We start from the raw sequence: 14,937 nt of genomic DNA, 5'->3' as shown, positions 1-14,937 counted from the left end.
CGCACCGGCTTGAGCCTCCCGCCATGTCGGCTGTTCGGTCGATACCGGCTGCCCCCTCCCTCTCGATAACCTTGGCATGGACAAGTGGAAGTACGAAAAGCACTCGGGCGCAAAGGGCCCGGTCGGGAGTACGGGCTAGAGGGGTTCCCGTATTCGTGGTCTGCTCCACCCCTGTCCACTCATGCCGGAGAGATCAGGTCCGAAGTGATTGGCATTGGGGTCCCAATTACGAACCACACCTCGCCGTCAGAGGTCACCACTTCAAATCGGCCATCAAGCGCGATATCGTCTGCGACCTGACCCCGGCCGCCCCGGCTTACCACGCTGACACTCGAGCCGCGACCGAAACCGAAAGACTAACGACCGCCGTGGCCTGCGATCGCCTGAGGCACGCTGTTGGACGAGCTGAACGCCGGGTCCGTCAGCAAGTCCGTCAGCAGCAGGCAGACCGTCACCACCCAGATCAGGTCCACGACCATCCAGCGGGCTTTCTCAGACTCGGGTCGCCAAAACGCCACGATGACCAACAGGCCAAACCCGCAAGCACCGCGTATCCCGGAAGCGTCGCATCGGATCCCAGATCAGCAATGCCGATATGAATCACGCCCAACTTAATGGAAGCCCGGCCACGCCGCCCTGGTGCTGAAATGACGAACCGAGGCATCAGACGGGCCTTCTGGCTGCCGACGCACTCCCTCCGCCGTGAATGGTTTGTCATTGTCGGCAGCAGGAATCTGGCCGCGGGGCTCCCGCGACCCACTGATACCCCGTATCAGCGATAAACGACCCCCGGCGTGACTTTGTGACCGAACTGTAAATGGACGACCGCCGTCGCCTGCACCTACCAGCGACCCTGCCTTGGGGAGGGTTCCGAAACACAGCTATTCGTCTCGTTGTGAAGGTTGCAAGTGTTGCTGGCGAGCGGCCATCCGGATGAGATCAACGGAACAGCGCTTATGACGTCATCACAAACATTCGCCAAAATGGAGGTTGGATACTTAAAATTGTGACATCGCTTCGGCAAGTGGGCGTCGGCTATTGAACGAGGGGTGGACGTGGCGTGCCCGGAAAGTAGTTCCGGACCTGTCACCGTAGCGATCATCGACGATCATGACGTCGTACATGCATGGTCCCGGCACTTAACGGAGATCAGCGCGCGCTGACCACCCAGGCGACCGACGGCCACGACATCATCAGCGATGCCTGCTACAACAGACCTCACAAGGGTTGTATGCCACCTACCAGTTTTGGCCCGGGCACGATCTCGGCGACCTCCGGCGTCAGCGATGACCCCGACAGCGCCCTCGATCCTGCCGGTTACCAAACCAATAGCTCCTAGGACGCGGATCCCGAACGCTGGGTGCCAACGGGAGTGCTTGCCGTTGAGCGATTCTCGAGTCACTCAAAGGCGGGCAAATGGGCATCTACTCCCGCATCGGGAACGCTACGTTGCCAACCGAGCGGTTATCGATCGAACCCCCAGATCCTAAAGGATTGTGGGCGGTCACTCCTCTGAGGACGATTCGGCCGGGAGGCACCGCAAACGCCTGTGGCACTGGCAATTTCAAACGTCCCCCGAAGTCCCTAGACTTCGATCCGCTCCCCCATGATCACCGTGCGTTCCTGGGGCAGTCCGAAGTACACGCTGGCGTCGGCGCTGAACTTCGAGGTGGCGATGAACAGCCGTTTGCGCCATCCCGGCATGGTTTTCGCTTTTCCCCGGGCCAGGTCGACTTTCGACAGGAAGTAGGACGCCTCGTCGACACCGATAGGCCCTTCGGTCTCGGTGGAGTCGAGCAGGCGCAGCAGCGCGGCGACGTCCGGCGATTCCATGTACCCGATGGCTGCGGTGACGTGGATGATGCCGTCCTGCGCGTAGCCGAGGGCATCCACTTTCAGCCGCTCGGCGTCCGGAACCCTTGGGACGGGCAGTGTTTCGATCGCGAGGATGACCACATGTTCGTGGCGAACATGATTGTGCTCGACGTTCGCCCGCATCGCCAGCGGAGTGGTTTCGTTGCCGCGGTTCAGGAATACCGCGGTGCCGGGAACCTGCGCCAGCGGCGGCTGACAGTCTGCGATCTGGTCGATGAACTCGCGCAGTGACCCTTCGGCCTCTTCGCGCGCACGAGTGGTGATGATGCGTCCCCGTTCCCAGGTTCGCATCACCGTGAACGCCACCAGAGCGATCAGCAGCGGCAGCCACGCCCCATGAACAATTTTCGTCAGATTCGCCGCCAGGAACAGCAGATCGACCAGCACCAAAGCGCCCCCGCCGATCAGCACCACCCATAGCGGGGTGTGCCAGCGGGTGTGCGCGATGTAAAGGAACAGAATTGTGGTGATGGTGATCGTGCCGGTCACCGTCATCCCGTAGGCATACGCCAGCGCCGCGGAGCTTTCGAACGCGAAGACGAGGATCAGCACCGCGACCATCAGGATGCCATTGATCGACGGCACGTAGACCTGTCCGTAGGCCTTCGCCGACGTATGTACCACCCGCAACCTCGGTAGGTAACCCAACTGGGCGGCCTGCGACGCCACCGAGAACGCTCCGGTGATCACCGCTTGGGAGGCGATGACGGTGGCGGCGGTGGCCAGCAACACCATTGGTAGCCGCGCCCATTCGGGAGTAAGCAAGAAGAACGGTGCGCTGACCTTGCTTTCATCGCCCAGGACCAGTGCACCCTGGCCGAAATAATTGAGCACGCAGGCTGGCAGTACCAGGAACAGCCAGCCCAGCATGATCGGCCGTCTACTGAAGTGGCCCATATCTGCATAGATCGCCTCGGCGCCGGTGACAGCCAGCACGACGGCCGCCAGCGCGAAGAAGGCAATGTGGAAGTGCCCGAACATGAACGCCAAGGCATAGGTCGGCGAAAGCGCCTTGAGAATTTCCGGATGGCCGACGATGCCGCTGATGCCGCAGGCCCCGATGGCGCTGAACCACAGAATCATGATCGGACCGAACAGCCGGCCGACGGCCGCGGTTCCGCGGCGCTGCACGGCGAACAACACCACGATGATCACCGCGGTGATCGGGATGATCCATTGGTCCAGGCTCGGTTCGACGGTCTTAAGACCCTCGACAGCGGACAGCACGGAGATCGCTGGGGTGATCATGCTGTCACCGAAGAACAGGGAGGCACCGAACAGTCCCAGCGCCGCGAGCATCATGGCCGACTTGCGGCCGCGGGCAACGTTCCACCGCCGGAGCATCGTGATGAGCGCCATGATGCCGCCCTCGCCGTCGTTGTCGGCACGCATCACCAGCGTGATGTAGGTCAGCGTGATGATGATCATCACCGACCAGAAGATCAGCGACACGATGCCGTAGACGTTATTGACGCTGATCGGGACGGGATGGGGGTCGGCGGGGTTGAAAACCGTCTGGATCGTATAGATCGGACTGGTCCCGATATCGCCGAAGACGACGCCCAGGGCGCCGATAACGACCGCCAACCGCAGCTTGGGGGCATGGGACGAGCGAGCTGGAGACTTCGATTCCACGGCGAACTCCTGACTCAGCGTCGGTCGTGCGATTTCCGAACGCAGTGGGCGGTACGAAGCGACTCGATGATAGTTGCGGTTGAACCTCACAGGCCTGCAGCCCGTGCACTTGCTAGCACCTGTCGCCGAAGGAGGCACCATGAGCGCGCTGGTCCGCACGTCCACCGCTATCGCAGCCACCATCACCGCGACGGCCTTGGCGTTCGCCGCCGTGACCGCGCCGCCCCCTGCACTGCCAACCCGACTGCAGCTGCCGACCGTGTCAGAGATTATTCGCCTCGCGGCGGCAACCACTCCCCCCGGCGGGCTGATCACCAGCTTCCTCGGCAATCAGCTCCTGTACTGCTCGCTGATCTGCACCTCGGCCATCCAGGGCGCTGTCACGGTCGCCGGCGTAGCGCTCCAGACGCCGGAAACCTTCTTTCTGGCAATCCAATCCGGTGATCTGTTGAAAGCGATCGGCGTCACCGCCGCATCCGTGACCGGAGCCGCGGAGGCCGCTGCCGCGGACGTCATCTTCAAGGACGGCATGGAGGTGGCGCCACGAGCGCTCAACGCCTTTGAGGTTGGCGTCGTCGGCCTACTCAACATCGTTCCTGCCGCCGCCGGTGGCCTTCCCGGCATCATCACGGCCATCCAAACCGCACGCGACGACACCTTCATCGCCCTCAACCGCCCCATCGTGCCCAACCCGACACCGACCGTCATGCCGCACGGTGTAGTGCAGGTTGCCGTCATCGGCGCGATCAATGTGGGCGCGGCCGTCATTATTCCGGCCCTCAACGACGTCCTGCTCGGCGCATTCCAGGTGCCCGACGCCGTCGCCAGGACACTCGCGCAGACAGGTGACCCACTGCGGGCGCTTGGCGCAGGAGCCGCCACGGTGGCGACGGTGGCGCACGACGCCGGCACCGTCATCGCGAACTCGGTCGACACGGCGGTGACGGATATCCGTACCGCCATCGACCAGCACCAAACACCGCCCACTGCAACACCATCGGCGAAGTCCGCAGTGCGCGCACCCATCCAATCGGCTTCGAAGACGAAACCGGCCAGCGCGATGAAGAAAACAACCGGCCAGCCCCACCGTAAAGCGACTGAACAACAAAGACATTCGAAGGTGTGAACCAACGCCGCGATCGGATCGTGTCATTGATGGGCCCGTCGTGGGCGAGACCCTCACATCTTTCGATCGTAAGGACACCGGCCATGAAGCGACAACTACAACTCGTTGTTTGTGCACTGGGAGTACTCGCCGCCAGCGCGTGCAGTTCACCGAGCGGCACCAGCGGCTATCAGAACCCGGCAAAACCCGCCGATACCGTCACCAAGGCAGCAGACAGTGCCGCGAATCCCGCTGGCCCGGCTGGCATTGCCACCGCGCAGACCCCGCTGGGCACCATCCTGACTGACGCGAAGGGCCGCGCGGTGTACCTCTTCGTGGCCGATAAGACCTCCAACTCCACCTGTATCGGGGCCTGCGCGCGCACCTGGCCGCCCGTGATCACGAGTGGCGCCGCAGCCGCAGGCGCCGGAGTGAATTCGGATCTGATGTCAACCACCACCCGCTCCGATGGTTCGGCGCAGATCACCTACAACGGTCACCCGCTGTACTACTACGACGACGACAAGGGCCCCGGCACCACTGAAGGTCAAGGCGAGGACAGCTTTGGGGCGAAGTGGTATGTGCTGACCCCTGCTGGAGCCAAGATCGACAACGACTGATGACAAGGCCACATCGGGTGGTGGATTACCTCGTCGACTATCTCGCGGATACCGGGGCCCGACACATCTTCGGTGTTGACGGCGCGAATATCGAAGATCTTTATGACGCAGCACATTTCAATACCCGGGTCACCGCAGTACTGGCCAAGCACGAGTTCTCCGCCGCCACCATGGCGGACGGTTACGCCAGGGCTGGTACGCCCGCGGGGTTTGGCGTCGTGTGCGCCACCTCGGGTGGGGGCTCGCTGAATCTCGTTCCTGGACTGGGCGAATCGCTTGCCAGCCGCATCCCGGTGCTGGCCCTGGTGGGACAGCCACCGAGCACGCTGGATGGCACCGGCAGCTTCCAGGACACCAGCGGCCGCAACGGATCCCCTGATGCGGCACAGCTGTTCTCCGCAGTGTCGGTGTTCTGCCGGCGGGTCACCGAACCGACCGACATCGTGACCGCATTACCGCAGGCTGTCGCGGCCGCCCGAACCGGTGGTCCGGCAGTGTTGCTGATACCCAAGGATATCCAGCAGAGTGCGCTCGCCCCCTGTCACGCATCGGTACCCACCGATGCGGCCAACAGCGCACAGCCCGATGACGTCCAACTCATCGTGCGCGCCCTGCGTGCCGTCCGCGGGCAGGTCACCATCATTGCCGGCGAGCAGGTGGCCCGCGACGACGCCCGCGACCAGCTCGAGGAACTCCGTTCCACGCTTCGCGCCCGAGTGGCGACCGTACCCGACGCCAAAGACGCCAGCGGGTCGGCAATCGGTGTCACGGGCGTGATGGGTCACCCCGGGGTAGCAGCGGCAATCGCACAGAGCGACGTCTGCCTGCTGGTGGGGACTCGACTGCCGGTCACCTCCCGTTCGGGCTTAGAGGGCGCGCTACAGCACGCGAGGACCCTCTCGATCGGCTCGGCGCCACCGTTCGTGCAAAGCACCCATCTGCATACGGATAACCTTCGTACGTCGCTGTCCGAACTGGTCCGCGCATTCACCGGCGAAGGCGGGCCGGCGGAACGTCATACTCCTGACTCCGCCGCCCGCACCGAGCTGATGCCACCGACCCTCCGCGGCAACGGAATCGGCTATCGCTCGGCCATGGCGGCCCTCAACGGGGCACTGCCAGACGGTACGGACATCGTCGTCGACGCCGGCAACACGGGCGCCGCTGCCGTCCACCATCTGCCAGTGCGCCGCGACGGCCGGTTTGTGGTGGCACTGGGCATGGGCGGTATGGGCTACAGCTTTGGCGCCGGAATTGGGATGGCCCTCGCTCGCGGACGGCGCACGGTGGTGATCGCCGGAGACGGTGCATTCTTCATGCACGGTATGGAAATCCACACCGCGGTCCAGTACCGGCTACCCGTCACTTTCGTGCTCTTCAACAACAATGCCCACGCCATGTGCGTTACCCGCGAAAAGCTCTTCTACGAAGCGCTATACAGCTACAACCGGTTCTCGGCCAGCTCTCTCGGAGCCGGTCTCGCGGCGATGTTCCCTGGCCTGCCTTCGGTCGACGTCGACGCCATCGCCGAACTGCCGAACGCGCTGCGGCACGCCCTGGCCGTCGATGGGCCTTCGGTGGTCAGCATCGAATGCTCCGCTGACGAAATCCCACCCTTTGCACCCTTTTTAACGCCAAATTCTGAGGAGATGTGTGCCGATGTCACTGCCTGCGCTTGAAGATATCGACGGGGTGATCCGGATCGAGACCTCGCCCCGGGAGGTCGCCACCCCCATCATCATGGACATGATGCGGTCGGTCTACCCGCACGATCAGGTCTTCGGCGAATACATCACGGTCAACGACTACATCGATTGTCCGCCCGACGAACTCTTCGAATACCTCTCTGACACGCGAAGTCTCGAAGAGTGGACCTACAGTTTGCGGGGATTCACGACGACCGAAGAGCCAGGGTTATGGGTGGCGCACGACCGACTTGGCGACCAGACAGAGATCTATACCCGCACCGAGTCGAACCGGCATGCCCGCACGATCGACTATCACTGCGCCTGGGACCAAGGCAAGCACCTATGGATGGTGTACCTGATGCGGGTGGTCGACGCCCAACTCGTCCTCGACAAACCCGGCTCAGTGGTGTTGTGGACCAACTGCCATCACCCGTTCTATGACCACAACCCCTACCCGGACACCGCTCCGCCGCAGCGTCCGGTGTGGGTCGGTGATTTCTGGGACATGTTCGGCGCCGGGCATCTGCTGGAGCTCAAGAATCTCAAGGCAATCGCCGAACACCGACATCGTCACGGGTTGCCGGTGACGCCGAGCTGGATGGGATGAGAACGCGATGAATATGCCAAGCACTCCGGCTGTCAGCCTCGTCGACGTATCGACCTATCTCCCAGGCAAACCGATCAGCGCCGACTATTACGCAGCGTTCGCCGATTCCGACGCACTCCGCGACAACCTGATGTTCCGCGCACCACGGTTCCGGCACCATGTGGCACCAGATGAGACTGCCGTCGACATGATCGAACGGGCCGCTGCTGGACTGGTCGAGCGACACGGCCATGACGCGATCGCCGGTGTCGACGTGTTGATCACCCATACCCAGATGCCGGACATGCCCTTCTACGGGGGTGGTGGCGAGATGGCCCGCCGCCTGGATATGCGGCCGGGCACCGTGATCGATCTGCACAACGGCGGTTGCGCCGCATTCCTGTTGGGCTTGAAACTCGCGCGTCAGCAGTTACTGGCAGGTGAGGGCCGCTCCGCACTGATCGCCATCGCGCAGAACGCGGCCGGTCAGGTCTTCGATCAGGACGGTGTGCGACGCAAGGCCCAGGCTGCGGTGCCCGGTGACGGCGCGGCCGTCGGGCTGGTCACCCTGTCGGACTCGTCGCCGATCCTCGACGTGCAGTGCCGGACGTATCCCGAATTCGCCGGGGACATGACGCTGTCCATCGAACCGCACCGCAAGTGGTGGCAGCCGGGTCCCGGCGAGGCCTACATTGGATTCACCGAATCCAAGATCACCAAGGTGTTGGCTCGAGGCAACCGTCAGGTGCCCGAGATGGCGTTTACGGTGTGTGAGCGAATTGGGCTGTCGCCCAGCGATATCGACCTTCTCGTCACCAACCAGCCAAACCGGGTCTTTCTGCGCAACTGGCGCGAGGCACTCGAATTACCCAAGGAACGTCACCGCGACACGTTCGACGAGTGCGGCAACCTGTTCGCCGCCGGAATACCGGTCAACCTCGACCGCGCCATATCGGATGGCCAACTCCAGGCCGGGGATCTGGTGCTGATGGCCGCCTTCGCGCATGCCGGCGACTTCGCCGGAGCCGCCGCAATTCGGTGGGGCGGTCGCAACTGATGAGGAATCTCCTGCGCCCCGCGCCCGACGCCGCCGGGTTCATCGCCTCCCTGCCCAGCGGCGTCGACCCGTTGGCGCTCTCGCTCAACGAGAGCCCCCTGCCGCCGCTGCCTGCGGTGCGCTCCGCACTTGTCGAATCTGTCAGCGCCGCCAACCGGTATCCGGAGTTCTTGCCCGAGCGGCTACGCAACCTGATCGCCGGCCACATCGGGGTCGGAGATAACCAGGTCATTCTCGGCGCAGGGTCAACCGGTGTGGTGCTGCAGATCCTGCACGCGGTGACCCACCCCGGTGACCGAATCGTGCTGACTCAGCCCACCTTCGATGGTTTCCCCATCATGGCGCAGATGGCGCGACTGCAGCAGGTGACGGTACCGTTGGACGAGCACGGACACCAAGACCTGCGGGCGATCGCCGATGCTGCGGCCGACGCAAAAGTCGTGGTGCTGTGCCGGCCGCACAACCCCACGGGGACCATCGAATCCGCCGACGATATCGAGCGATTTCTGCTGTGCGTGCCACCGGAAACCGTTGTACTGCTGGATGAGGCCTATATCGAGTTCGTTGCGCCCGAGCATCGTCTCGACGCGGTGGCCCTGGTCCGGCGCTTCCCCAATGTCGTTGTTTTGCGGACGTTCTCGAAGGCTTACGGGTTGGCCGGGCTGCGGATCGGTTACGGCTTCGGGTCACCGGATCTCATCGAAGCGCTGTGGTCGATGCAGTTGCCGTTCGGCATCAGCATTACCAGCTCAGTCGCGGTCGCCGCTTCCTACGGTGCGGAACCTCAGCTGCGCCAACGTGTCCGAATGGTCGTCGACCAGCGTCGCATTCTGACCCGCCGACTGCGATCGATGGGCCTCTACACCACCGACGGGCATGCCAACTTCGTGTACCTGCCCGACGGTGCGGCGCACTGGCCGGAGACCCTCCGCGGTGTCCTACCCCGTGTCCGCTGCTACCCCGACGGCGCGATGCGGATTACCGTCGGCGGGGCGGAATCCACCCGTGCCGTGCTACGGGCGTTCGGCTCGAAGGATCGGTGAACAGCTCTACCCTTGACGGTATGTCTGAATCTTTCGAGCCGACCGGCCAGAGTTGCGACGTTTGCGGCAAGCCCATCACCCTGCGCGTCGAAAGCGTCCTCGCCTACCACGGTCAGGTGCCCGACCGGCGATTTGGCCCAGCCTGCTGGACCGCTGACTGCGCAGGACAGCGCACACGTGAAGGAGCTCAGTAGGGCCCCGCGATGAGTTCCATTCATATCGGAAGTCGGTACACACCATGACAACGAACCTGCCAGGCCGCCCGCCCATCGTGGATCACGCAACGTGGCAGACCGCCCGCGACGAGCTGCTGGTCCGCGAGAAGGCCCACACCCGCGAGGGTGACGCGATTGCCGCGGCGCGACGGCGGCTGCCGATGGTGGAGTTCGACGGAACCGTCGAGGTGGTCGGCCCCGACGGCCCCGTCCCGTTCATCGACCTGTTCCAAGGCCGCAACGAACTCGTGGCCTACAAACACATGTGGTGGGACGGCGCACCGCACCAGGGCCAGTGCGAGGGCTGCACCACCACCGCGTGGTACCTCAACGATGCCGTCTACCTCAACGCCCGTGGCGTCTCGTTGGCCATCCTGACCGCCGGCGCGTGGGACGAGGTCGCCCCCTTCGTCGAGTTCATGGGGTACACCCAGCCCTGGTACTCGGTGCGCGATATCGACGGGCCGGCCGGCGGTGAGATGGGCTATCTGACCAGCTACCTGCGCGACGGCGACCGCGTGTTCCTGACGTACTCCACGACGGGCCGGGGCAACGAGTGGGTGAACAGCGCGATGGCCATCCTCGACCTCACGCCGTACGGCCGCGGCGAAACCTGGGAGGACAAACCCGAGGGCTGGCCAGAAGGGCGCCACGCGTGCTGGTATTGGCGCTCAGATGCCGACGGCAACCCCACCTGGGGCGAGACCAGTCGTCCTGTGGCGCAATGGAGTCGCCCCGGCGCGACGGCCGTAGAGACACTCGGCAGGCACGGCGACTGCCACTAACCTTTGGCCGGTGCTATGACCGAGTTCACCACCATGGTCGCTCATGGCTGCGGTATTCGTCAGATCCACAACCATCAACAGCCATGGTGATCAACTCGGCCATAGCGTCGTAGGTGGTATCAGGTACCCGCCCAGCCATTGGTCAGCTGCGCTAAACGGCCATCTCTACTTCGTAGGACACCGCGAACTGCCGGGGCCCAAGCCGCGCCGCCCGATACAGGGTGCCGCCGTTCGCGGACCAGCCAACGACACGGCGTAACCGCTTGTCGGCGGGCAACTTCTTGGCCAGGATTTCTTCGAAAGTGGCTCGCAGGCAGTCACCGTGACGCAGTTCGACCTCACGCGACACGCGGACGTCCCAATCAGTTTCCTCTACAGGCATAACAAGACTGTCCGCCCTGCAACCCCAGATCGGCGGACCCTCATCCCGTGTCGGCAGACGGTTATCAGATCGTGTCTTTACCGAACCGGCCCGCATTGTCGTGACGGCATCGTGTTCGGGAGGGTCAGGGCCCCCACGTCCCTGGGTCGCGAACCGCCGTCACCACCTGAGCAATGGCATCGATCACCAACTCCGGCTGATCCTGGTGAATGTTGTGCCCACTGTTGGTGGCGATCACCAGCCGGGCGTCGGGAACCAGGGTGGCAAGATCGCGTTGGGAGTCGAGCATGATGTTCTCCATCGCCTCCGCCGGCCAACCCGGAAACGGTGCTGCGAACGGAATGCCATGGGCCAGAACGACTAACGGCATCGGATGCAACGGCGCCTGCGCACGCGCCTCGCGGACCTGGGTGACACTCGGCGTGTCCGCCAGGGGTGCGGTGAACAATTCCTCGGCTTCTGGATAGGCCGCTTCCAGCTCGGCGTGGTCGAGATTGGATGCCTCGAACGAGGCGTACTGCGCCGGGGTCAGGTTCGCCTTGAAGTCGCGCCAGATGTTTTCGCCGGTCGAATCCACCAGCACCATCCCGGCCACGTCGTCGGGGTAAGTGCTGGCGAAAAGTCGGGCAACCAGGCCGCCCGCCGAATGTGCGGCCAAGACGTACGGCCCCGGGATCTCGGCGGCGTCGAGCAGCGCGCGCAGGTCGAGCATCACCTCGCGGGAGGTGCGCGGCTGAGGGACCGGGTCACTACGGCTGGGATAGAACAGCGGCCCATCCGGCTCCAGCTCGGGGTTGACCTCGCCGAGGGTGCCAGGCCGGTCATAGGCACACACCCGGGTGAAGGCGGCGACGCCCGGTTGCACCATGGTGCGTTCGCCGGCGGGCCGCTCGTTATCGCGGCTCCACACGTCGCCCCGACCGTCCAGGCCGGATTCCAGGATCACCGTCGGGCCGCCCTCGCCGTGGCATTCCAGATACAGCGATCGGCCGCCGATATCGACCAATCCGGCGAAGTCCCCGGAAGCGTTCGGCGCGGCGTCAACAGTTGATGACGGCCCCACGACGCAGGTGCCCACGACAGCGAGCACGGCAACAACACGCGACGCCAGACGCGCACGGACGCGGTTCATGCGGGCAATTTACTCCGGCGATGTCCTAATCTTCTGGCGTGTCGGGAATGCGAGTGTGGGTCGGGACGGTTTTCGCGGGGTCAGCGGTTGCCGCCGGGATGTGTCTGTGCAGCGCCGCGACGGCCCAGGCAGACACCGGAAAGCCTGCATCCCACTCCTCCGGTGCGCGGACAGCGAAGTCGGCACAGGCTGCGCCGGCGCACAAGACGTCGAACACGCAGAAACTCACCACCCGCGCCATCGTGACAGCGCGCGCCGCAGCCGCGACCACCGTCACCTCCGCCGTGACGACCACGACGACGAGCACGTCGGTCTCGCTTGCCGTACAGCAGCTCTCGGCCGCGCAAACCGCGCTGGCCGGCGGAACCAGCGCCAACCCGCTGGCGGCGGTGGCGGCCGTCTTCGCGCAGGGCGCCATCGGCGATGCCAAGACATCGCTGACATCCTGGCAGGACGGCAACGCCGCAGCCCAGGTGCTGGTGGCCCAGACGGTGGGCACACCGATCATCCACGAACTGGCGCTGCTCGGGTTGGCCGCCAACGAACTGCAACCCTCAATTGCGCAGGCACAGATGACCGGCGCGTCATTGCTCATCCCGCTGGTCGGCGTGCTCGGCGCGACGGACGCCGCTACCGCGGCCTTGACCTTGGTCTCACAGGCCGCTCAAAACGGGCGGGTGTACGCCATCATCCCGGTCAAGACGATCGCCACGACCGAACCGGTGGTGTACATCTCGGTCAACGGTGGCCCGAGCGTGCCGGTGCTGATCGACAGCGGATCCCAAGGTCTGGTCATCGATCCTCGGTACGTGGGGACGCAACAGTCCCTCGGCGCCGCGACGGCGACGGGGTCGAGCGGTTACAGCGGCGGCTTGATGTATGACTACAGCACCTACACGACAACAGTCGATTTCGGCTACGGCGTGGTCACCTCACCCACGAATGTCAATATCGTCAGCGCCGCCGACGCCCAGGATTTCGCGGACTACTTCGACAGCGCCGGGGTGGTCGGTGTGCTCGGTATCGGACCGAATGCCATCGGGCCCGGTCCGAGCATCGTGACGGTGTCCCTGCCAGGTCTGCTCGGCACCGGTCTGCTGCTGAACAAGTCCATGGGGTACCTGGTTCTCGGACCCAACCCGCTGCCGGTACGGGTGTCGGTTCCCGATGCACCGAACACCGAGCTGATGGTGAAGATCGGCAACGGCCCGCTGACATCTGTTGGGGCGATTATCGATTCGGGCGGCGTGTACGGGACGGTGCCCGCCTCGATCGCCGGTCAACTATCGGGTTTTGTTCCGGTCGGCACGAAGATCGCGGTCTACACCGCCGACGGTGCCACGCTGCTGTACTCCTACACGACGACGTCCCCGTACACGCCGTCGATCGTCTCCGACGGTAGCCAGCTCAATACCGGCTACTACCCGTTCCAGCAGGGGCCTATCTATATCGACTTCGCCGGCACCGGTTCCACGTCGTTCGACTATCTGTGAATCCTTCAGTGCGATAGGAGTTTACGTGCACCGGCCGCAGTGACGATGAAGGCGGACAGCGACCACCACCCCGCGATATCGCCGAGACCATTCTTGGCCAACAGCAGTAGCGCCACCCCGCCAACACCTACTGCGGCCCCGGCCAGAGTGGAGCGGGCTCCGGTGCCCCGCACCGGTGCATCCCACCACGGCAACCGACGATGCTCCAGCGGGGACAGCAGCCGGAACGCGGCGGCCATCACCACCGCGAATACCACTGCGCGCACAGCCAGTACGCCCCAAAAGCCGGGCGCGTGCACGTCGTAGGCGTCAAAACCGATGGCGTGCAACAAGAACGCGGCAATTGCGATGGCCGGGATATGCCAGAGGTAGAGCGTCATCGCTCCCCCGTTGCCGACCGCGACGACGCGCCAGACACCCGGCCGTTGCGCCCAGCGCCCGATCGGGCCCGCGGCGGCCACGAACAGGCCCGACATCCACGTGCAGTGCAGCGCCAGAAGCAGCGTCGGCGGCGCCGTATTCGAGATCCGTTCCACCCCGGTGACCACCAGGGAGACCTCGTAGGTACCGACCAGCACCAGTGCGACTGCCGCCGTGAACGCGACCGCAGCGACGGCCAGCGCCGCCCGCGGGCTGATCAGCTTGCGGGCGTACGCCACGCCGATCAGCACAGGGATCAGCCAGACAATGATGAAGTTCAGGCCACCCGCCTCCGGTGCACCGACCGCGAACCGGACGTGGTCGACGACGGCTGCGGCCGCCAGCAGCACCGCCAGCAGGACGGCAACGGCACGTCCAGACCGCAGCCGCGTCAACCCCGGCACGAAGGCGAGCACCACCAGGTACACGCCCAGGAACCACAGCAGCGCAACGCATTCGCCGCCGAGCCGGTCCGCAGATTCCGCGCCGAGAGTCATTCGCACCACCAGTAGCCCGACCGACCAGGCCGCCAGATACCAGAACACCGGTCGGCACAGGCGTTGCGCCCGGGTGAATAGCCATGTTCCCCAGGGTGTTCCGGCGTGCCAACCGTAGGCGCCCGCAGCACCCCCGGCCAGGAAGAACAACGGCATGACCTGCACGACCCACGTCAGCGGCTGGATCGCGGGGATCTCACCGAGCAGGTTGCCGATCCGGACACCGGAAGCGTCGATGGTGGCCAGCAGTAGTGCACAGTGCCCGAACATCACCATCACCAGCGCGCCGAGGCGGGCGACGTCGATGGCGCGGTCTCGGGTTGGCGCCGTGGGGTGGGCGCTGGTTGCGGGCAGGGGCTTGGTAAGCGGCATGACTGCAGCCTGCCGAGCTTCTGCGCCAGGCG

General features: G+C 64.6%; 14 protein-coding genes. 9 read left to right on the top strand and 5 right to left on the bottom strand.

Going from position 1 to position 14,937, the window contains the following annotated elements; all coding sequences use genetic code 11:
- Positions 1 to 356: 356 nt before the first annotated feature.
- Positions 357 to 479, bottom strand: coding sequence for a hypothetical protein (locus ADBZ9O_RS17540; RefSeq protein WP_526524013.1), 123 nt, complete (start codon positions 477 to 479; stop codon positions 357 to 359).
- Positions 480 to 1,126: 647 nt separating this feature from the next.
- Between ADBZ9O_RS17540 and ADBZ9O_RS17535 the strand changes: the two genes are divergently transcribed.
- On the top strand, positions 1,127 to 1,339 hold the full coding sequence (locus ADBZ9O_RS17535) for a hypothetical protein (RefSeq protein WP_526524011.1): 213 nt from the start codon (positions 1,127 to 1,129) through the stop codon (positions 1,337 to 1,339).
- Positions 1,340 to 1,584: 245 nt separating this feature from the next.
- Here ADBZ9O_RS17535 and ADBZ9O_RS17530 read toward each other — a convergent pair whose 3' ends face one another.
- Entirely contained in the window at positions 1,585 to 3,510 is a 1,926-nt protein-coding gene (locus ADBZ9O_RS17530; protein ID WP_526524009.1) for a potassium transporter Kup, read from the bottom strand.
- A gap of 139 nt (positions 3,511 to 3,649) precedes the next feature.
- Here ADBZ9O_RS17530 and ADBZ9O_RS17525 point away from each other — a divergent pair, with 139 nt between their 5' ends.
- The 7 genes from ADBZ9O_RS17525 to ADBZ9O_RS17495 all read left to right on the top strand — a co-directional run bounded on the left by ADBZ9O_RS17525 (position 3,650) and on the right by ADBZ9O_RS17495 (position 10,609).
- Positions 3,650 to 4,636 (top strand): hypothetical protein, encoded by a 987-nt coding sequence (locus ADBZ9O_RS17525; RefSeq protein ID WP_526524007.1) that lies wholly within the window; start codon positions 3,650 to 3,652, stop codon positions 4,634 to 4,636.
- Positions 4,637 to 4,719: 83 nt separating this feature from the next.
- Positions 4,720 to 5,235: a COG4315 family predicted lipoprotein gene (locus ADBZ9O_RS17520; RefSeq protein ID WP_526524005.1), complete on the top strand. Its 516-nt coding sequence runs from the start codon at positions 4,720 to 4,722 to the stop codon at positions 5,233 to 5,235.
- The gene (locus ADBZ9O_RS17515) at positions 5,235 to 6,914 is read left to right on the top strand and encodes a thiamine pyrophosphate-binding protein (protein ID WP_526524003.1); all 1,680 of its coding nucleotides are present in this window, start codon (positions 5,235 to 5,237) and stop codon (positions 6,912 to 6,914) included. The genes ADBZ9O_RS17520 and ADBZ9O_RS17515 overlap by 1 nt, the downstream gene beginning before the upstream one ends.
- Entirely contained in the window at positions 6,895 to 7,530 is a 636-nt protein-coding gene (locus tag ADBZ9O_RS17510) for a DUF8713 domain-containing protein (RefSeq protein ID WP_526524001.1), read from the top strand. Before ADBZ9O_RS17515 ends, ADBZ9O_RS17510 begins: the two co-directional genes overlap by 20 nt.
- A gap of 13 nt (positions 7,531 to 7,543) precedes the next feature.
- Positions 7,544 to 8,566, top strand: coding sequence for a 3-oxoacyl-ACP synthase III family protein (locus tag ADBZ9O_RS17505; RefSeq protein WP_526533250.1), 1,023 nt, complete (start codon positions 7,544 to 7,546; stop codon positions 8,564 to 8,566).
- Positions 8,566 to 9,609 (top strand): pyridoxal phosphate-dependent aminotransferase, encoded by a 1,044-nt coding sequence (locus tag ADBZ9O_RS17500; protein WP_526523999.1) that lies wholly within the window; start codon positions 8,566 to 8,568, stop codon positions 9,607 to 9,609. Before ADBZ9O_RS17505 ends, ADBZ9O_RS17500 begins: the two co-directional genes overlap by 1 nt.
- A 238-nt stretch (positions 9,610 to 9,847) precedes the next feature.
- The gene (locus tag ADBZ9O_RS17495; RefSeq protein ID WP_526523997.1) at positions 9,848 to 10,609 is read left to right on the top strand and encodes a DUF899 family protein; all 762 of its coding nucleotides are present in this window, start codon (positions 9,848 to 9,850) and stop codon (positions 10,607 to 10,609) included.
- 151 nt (positions 10,610 to 10,760) lie between these two features.
- On the opposite strand, the gene ADBZ9O_RS17490 is transcribed toward ADBZ9O_RS17495, so the two are convergent.
- Together ADBZ9O_RS17490 and ADBZ9O_RS17485 are read right to left on the bottom strand one after the other, a co-directional pair.
- On the bottom strand, positions 10,761 to 10,991 hold the full coding sequence (locus ADBZ9O_RS17490; RefSeq protein ID WP_526523995.1) for a hypothetical protein: 231 nt from the start codon (positions 10,989 to 10,991) through the stop codon (positions 10,761 to 10,763).
- 124 nt (positions 10,992 to 11,115) lie between these two features.
- Positions 11,116 to 12,123 carry an alpha/beta fold hydrolase gene (locus ADBZ9O_RS17485; protein ID WP_526523993.1) on the bottom strand — a complete coding sequence of 336 codons (1,008 nt, stop codon included), beginning with the start codon at positions 12,121 to 12,123 and terminating at the stop codon, positions 11,116 to 11,118.
- A 47-nt stretch (positions 12,124 to 12,170) separates the two neighbouring features.
- On the opposite strand from ADBZ9O_RS17485, the gene ADBZ9O_RS17480 reads away from it, so the two are divergent.
- Positions 12,171 to 13,616, top strand: a complete 1,446-nt coding sequence (locus ADBZ9O_RS17480) for a PecA family PE domain-processing aspartic protease (protein ID WP_526533248.1) — start codon at positions 12,171 to 12,173, stop codon at positions 13,614 to 13,616.
- 5 nt (positions 13,617 to 13,621) lie between these two features.
- On the opposite strand, the gene ADBZ9O_RS17475 is transcribed toward ADBZ9O_RS17480, so the two are convergent.
- Entirely contained in the window at positions 13,622 to 14,905 is a 1,284-nt protein-coding gene (locus ADBZ9O_RS17475) for an acyltransferase family protein (protein WP_526523991.1), read from the bottom strand.
- Positions 14,906 to 14,937 lie beyond the last annotated feature (32 nt).

Origin of the sequence: Mycobacterium sp. (genome assembly GCF_965229105.1) — a bacterium.
Classification (GTDB): Bacteria; Actinomycetota; Actinomycetes; order Mycobacteriales; family Mycobacteriaceae; genus Mycobacterium.
Note: the sequence above shows the minus strand (reverse complement) of the source record. Positions and strands in the feature narration are given on the sequence as shown.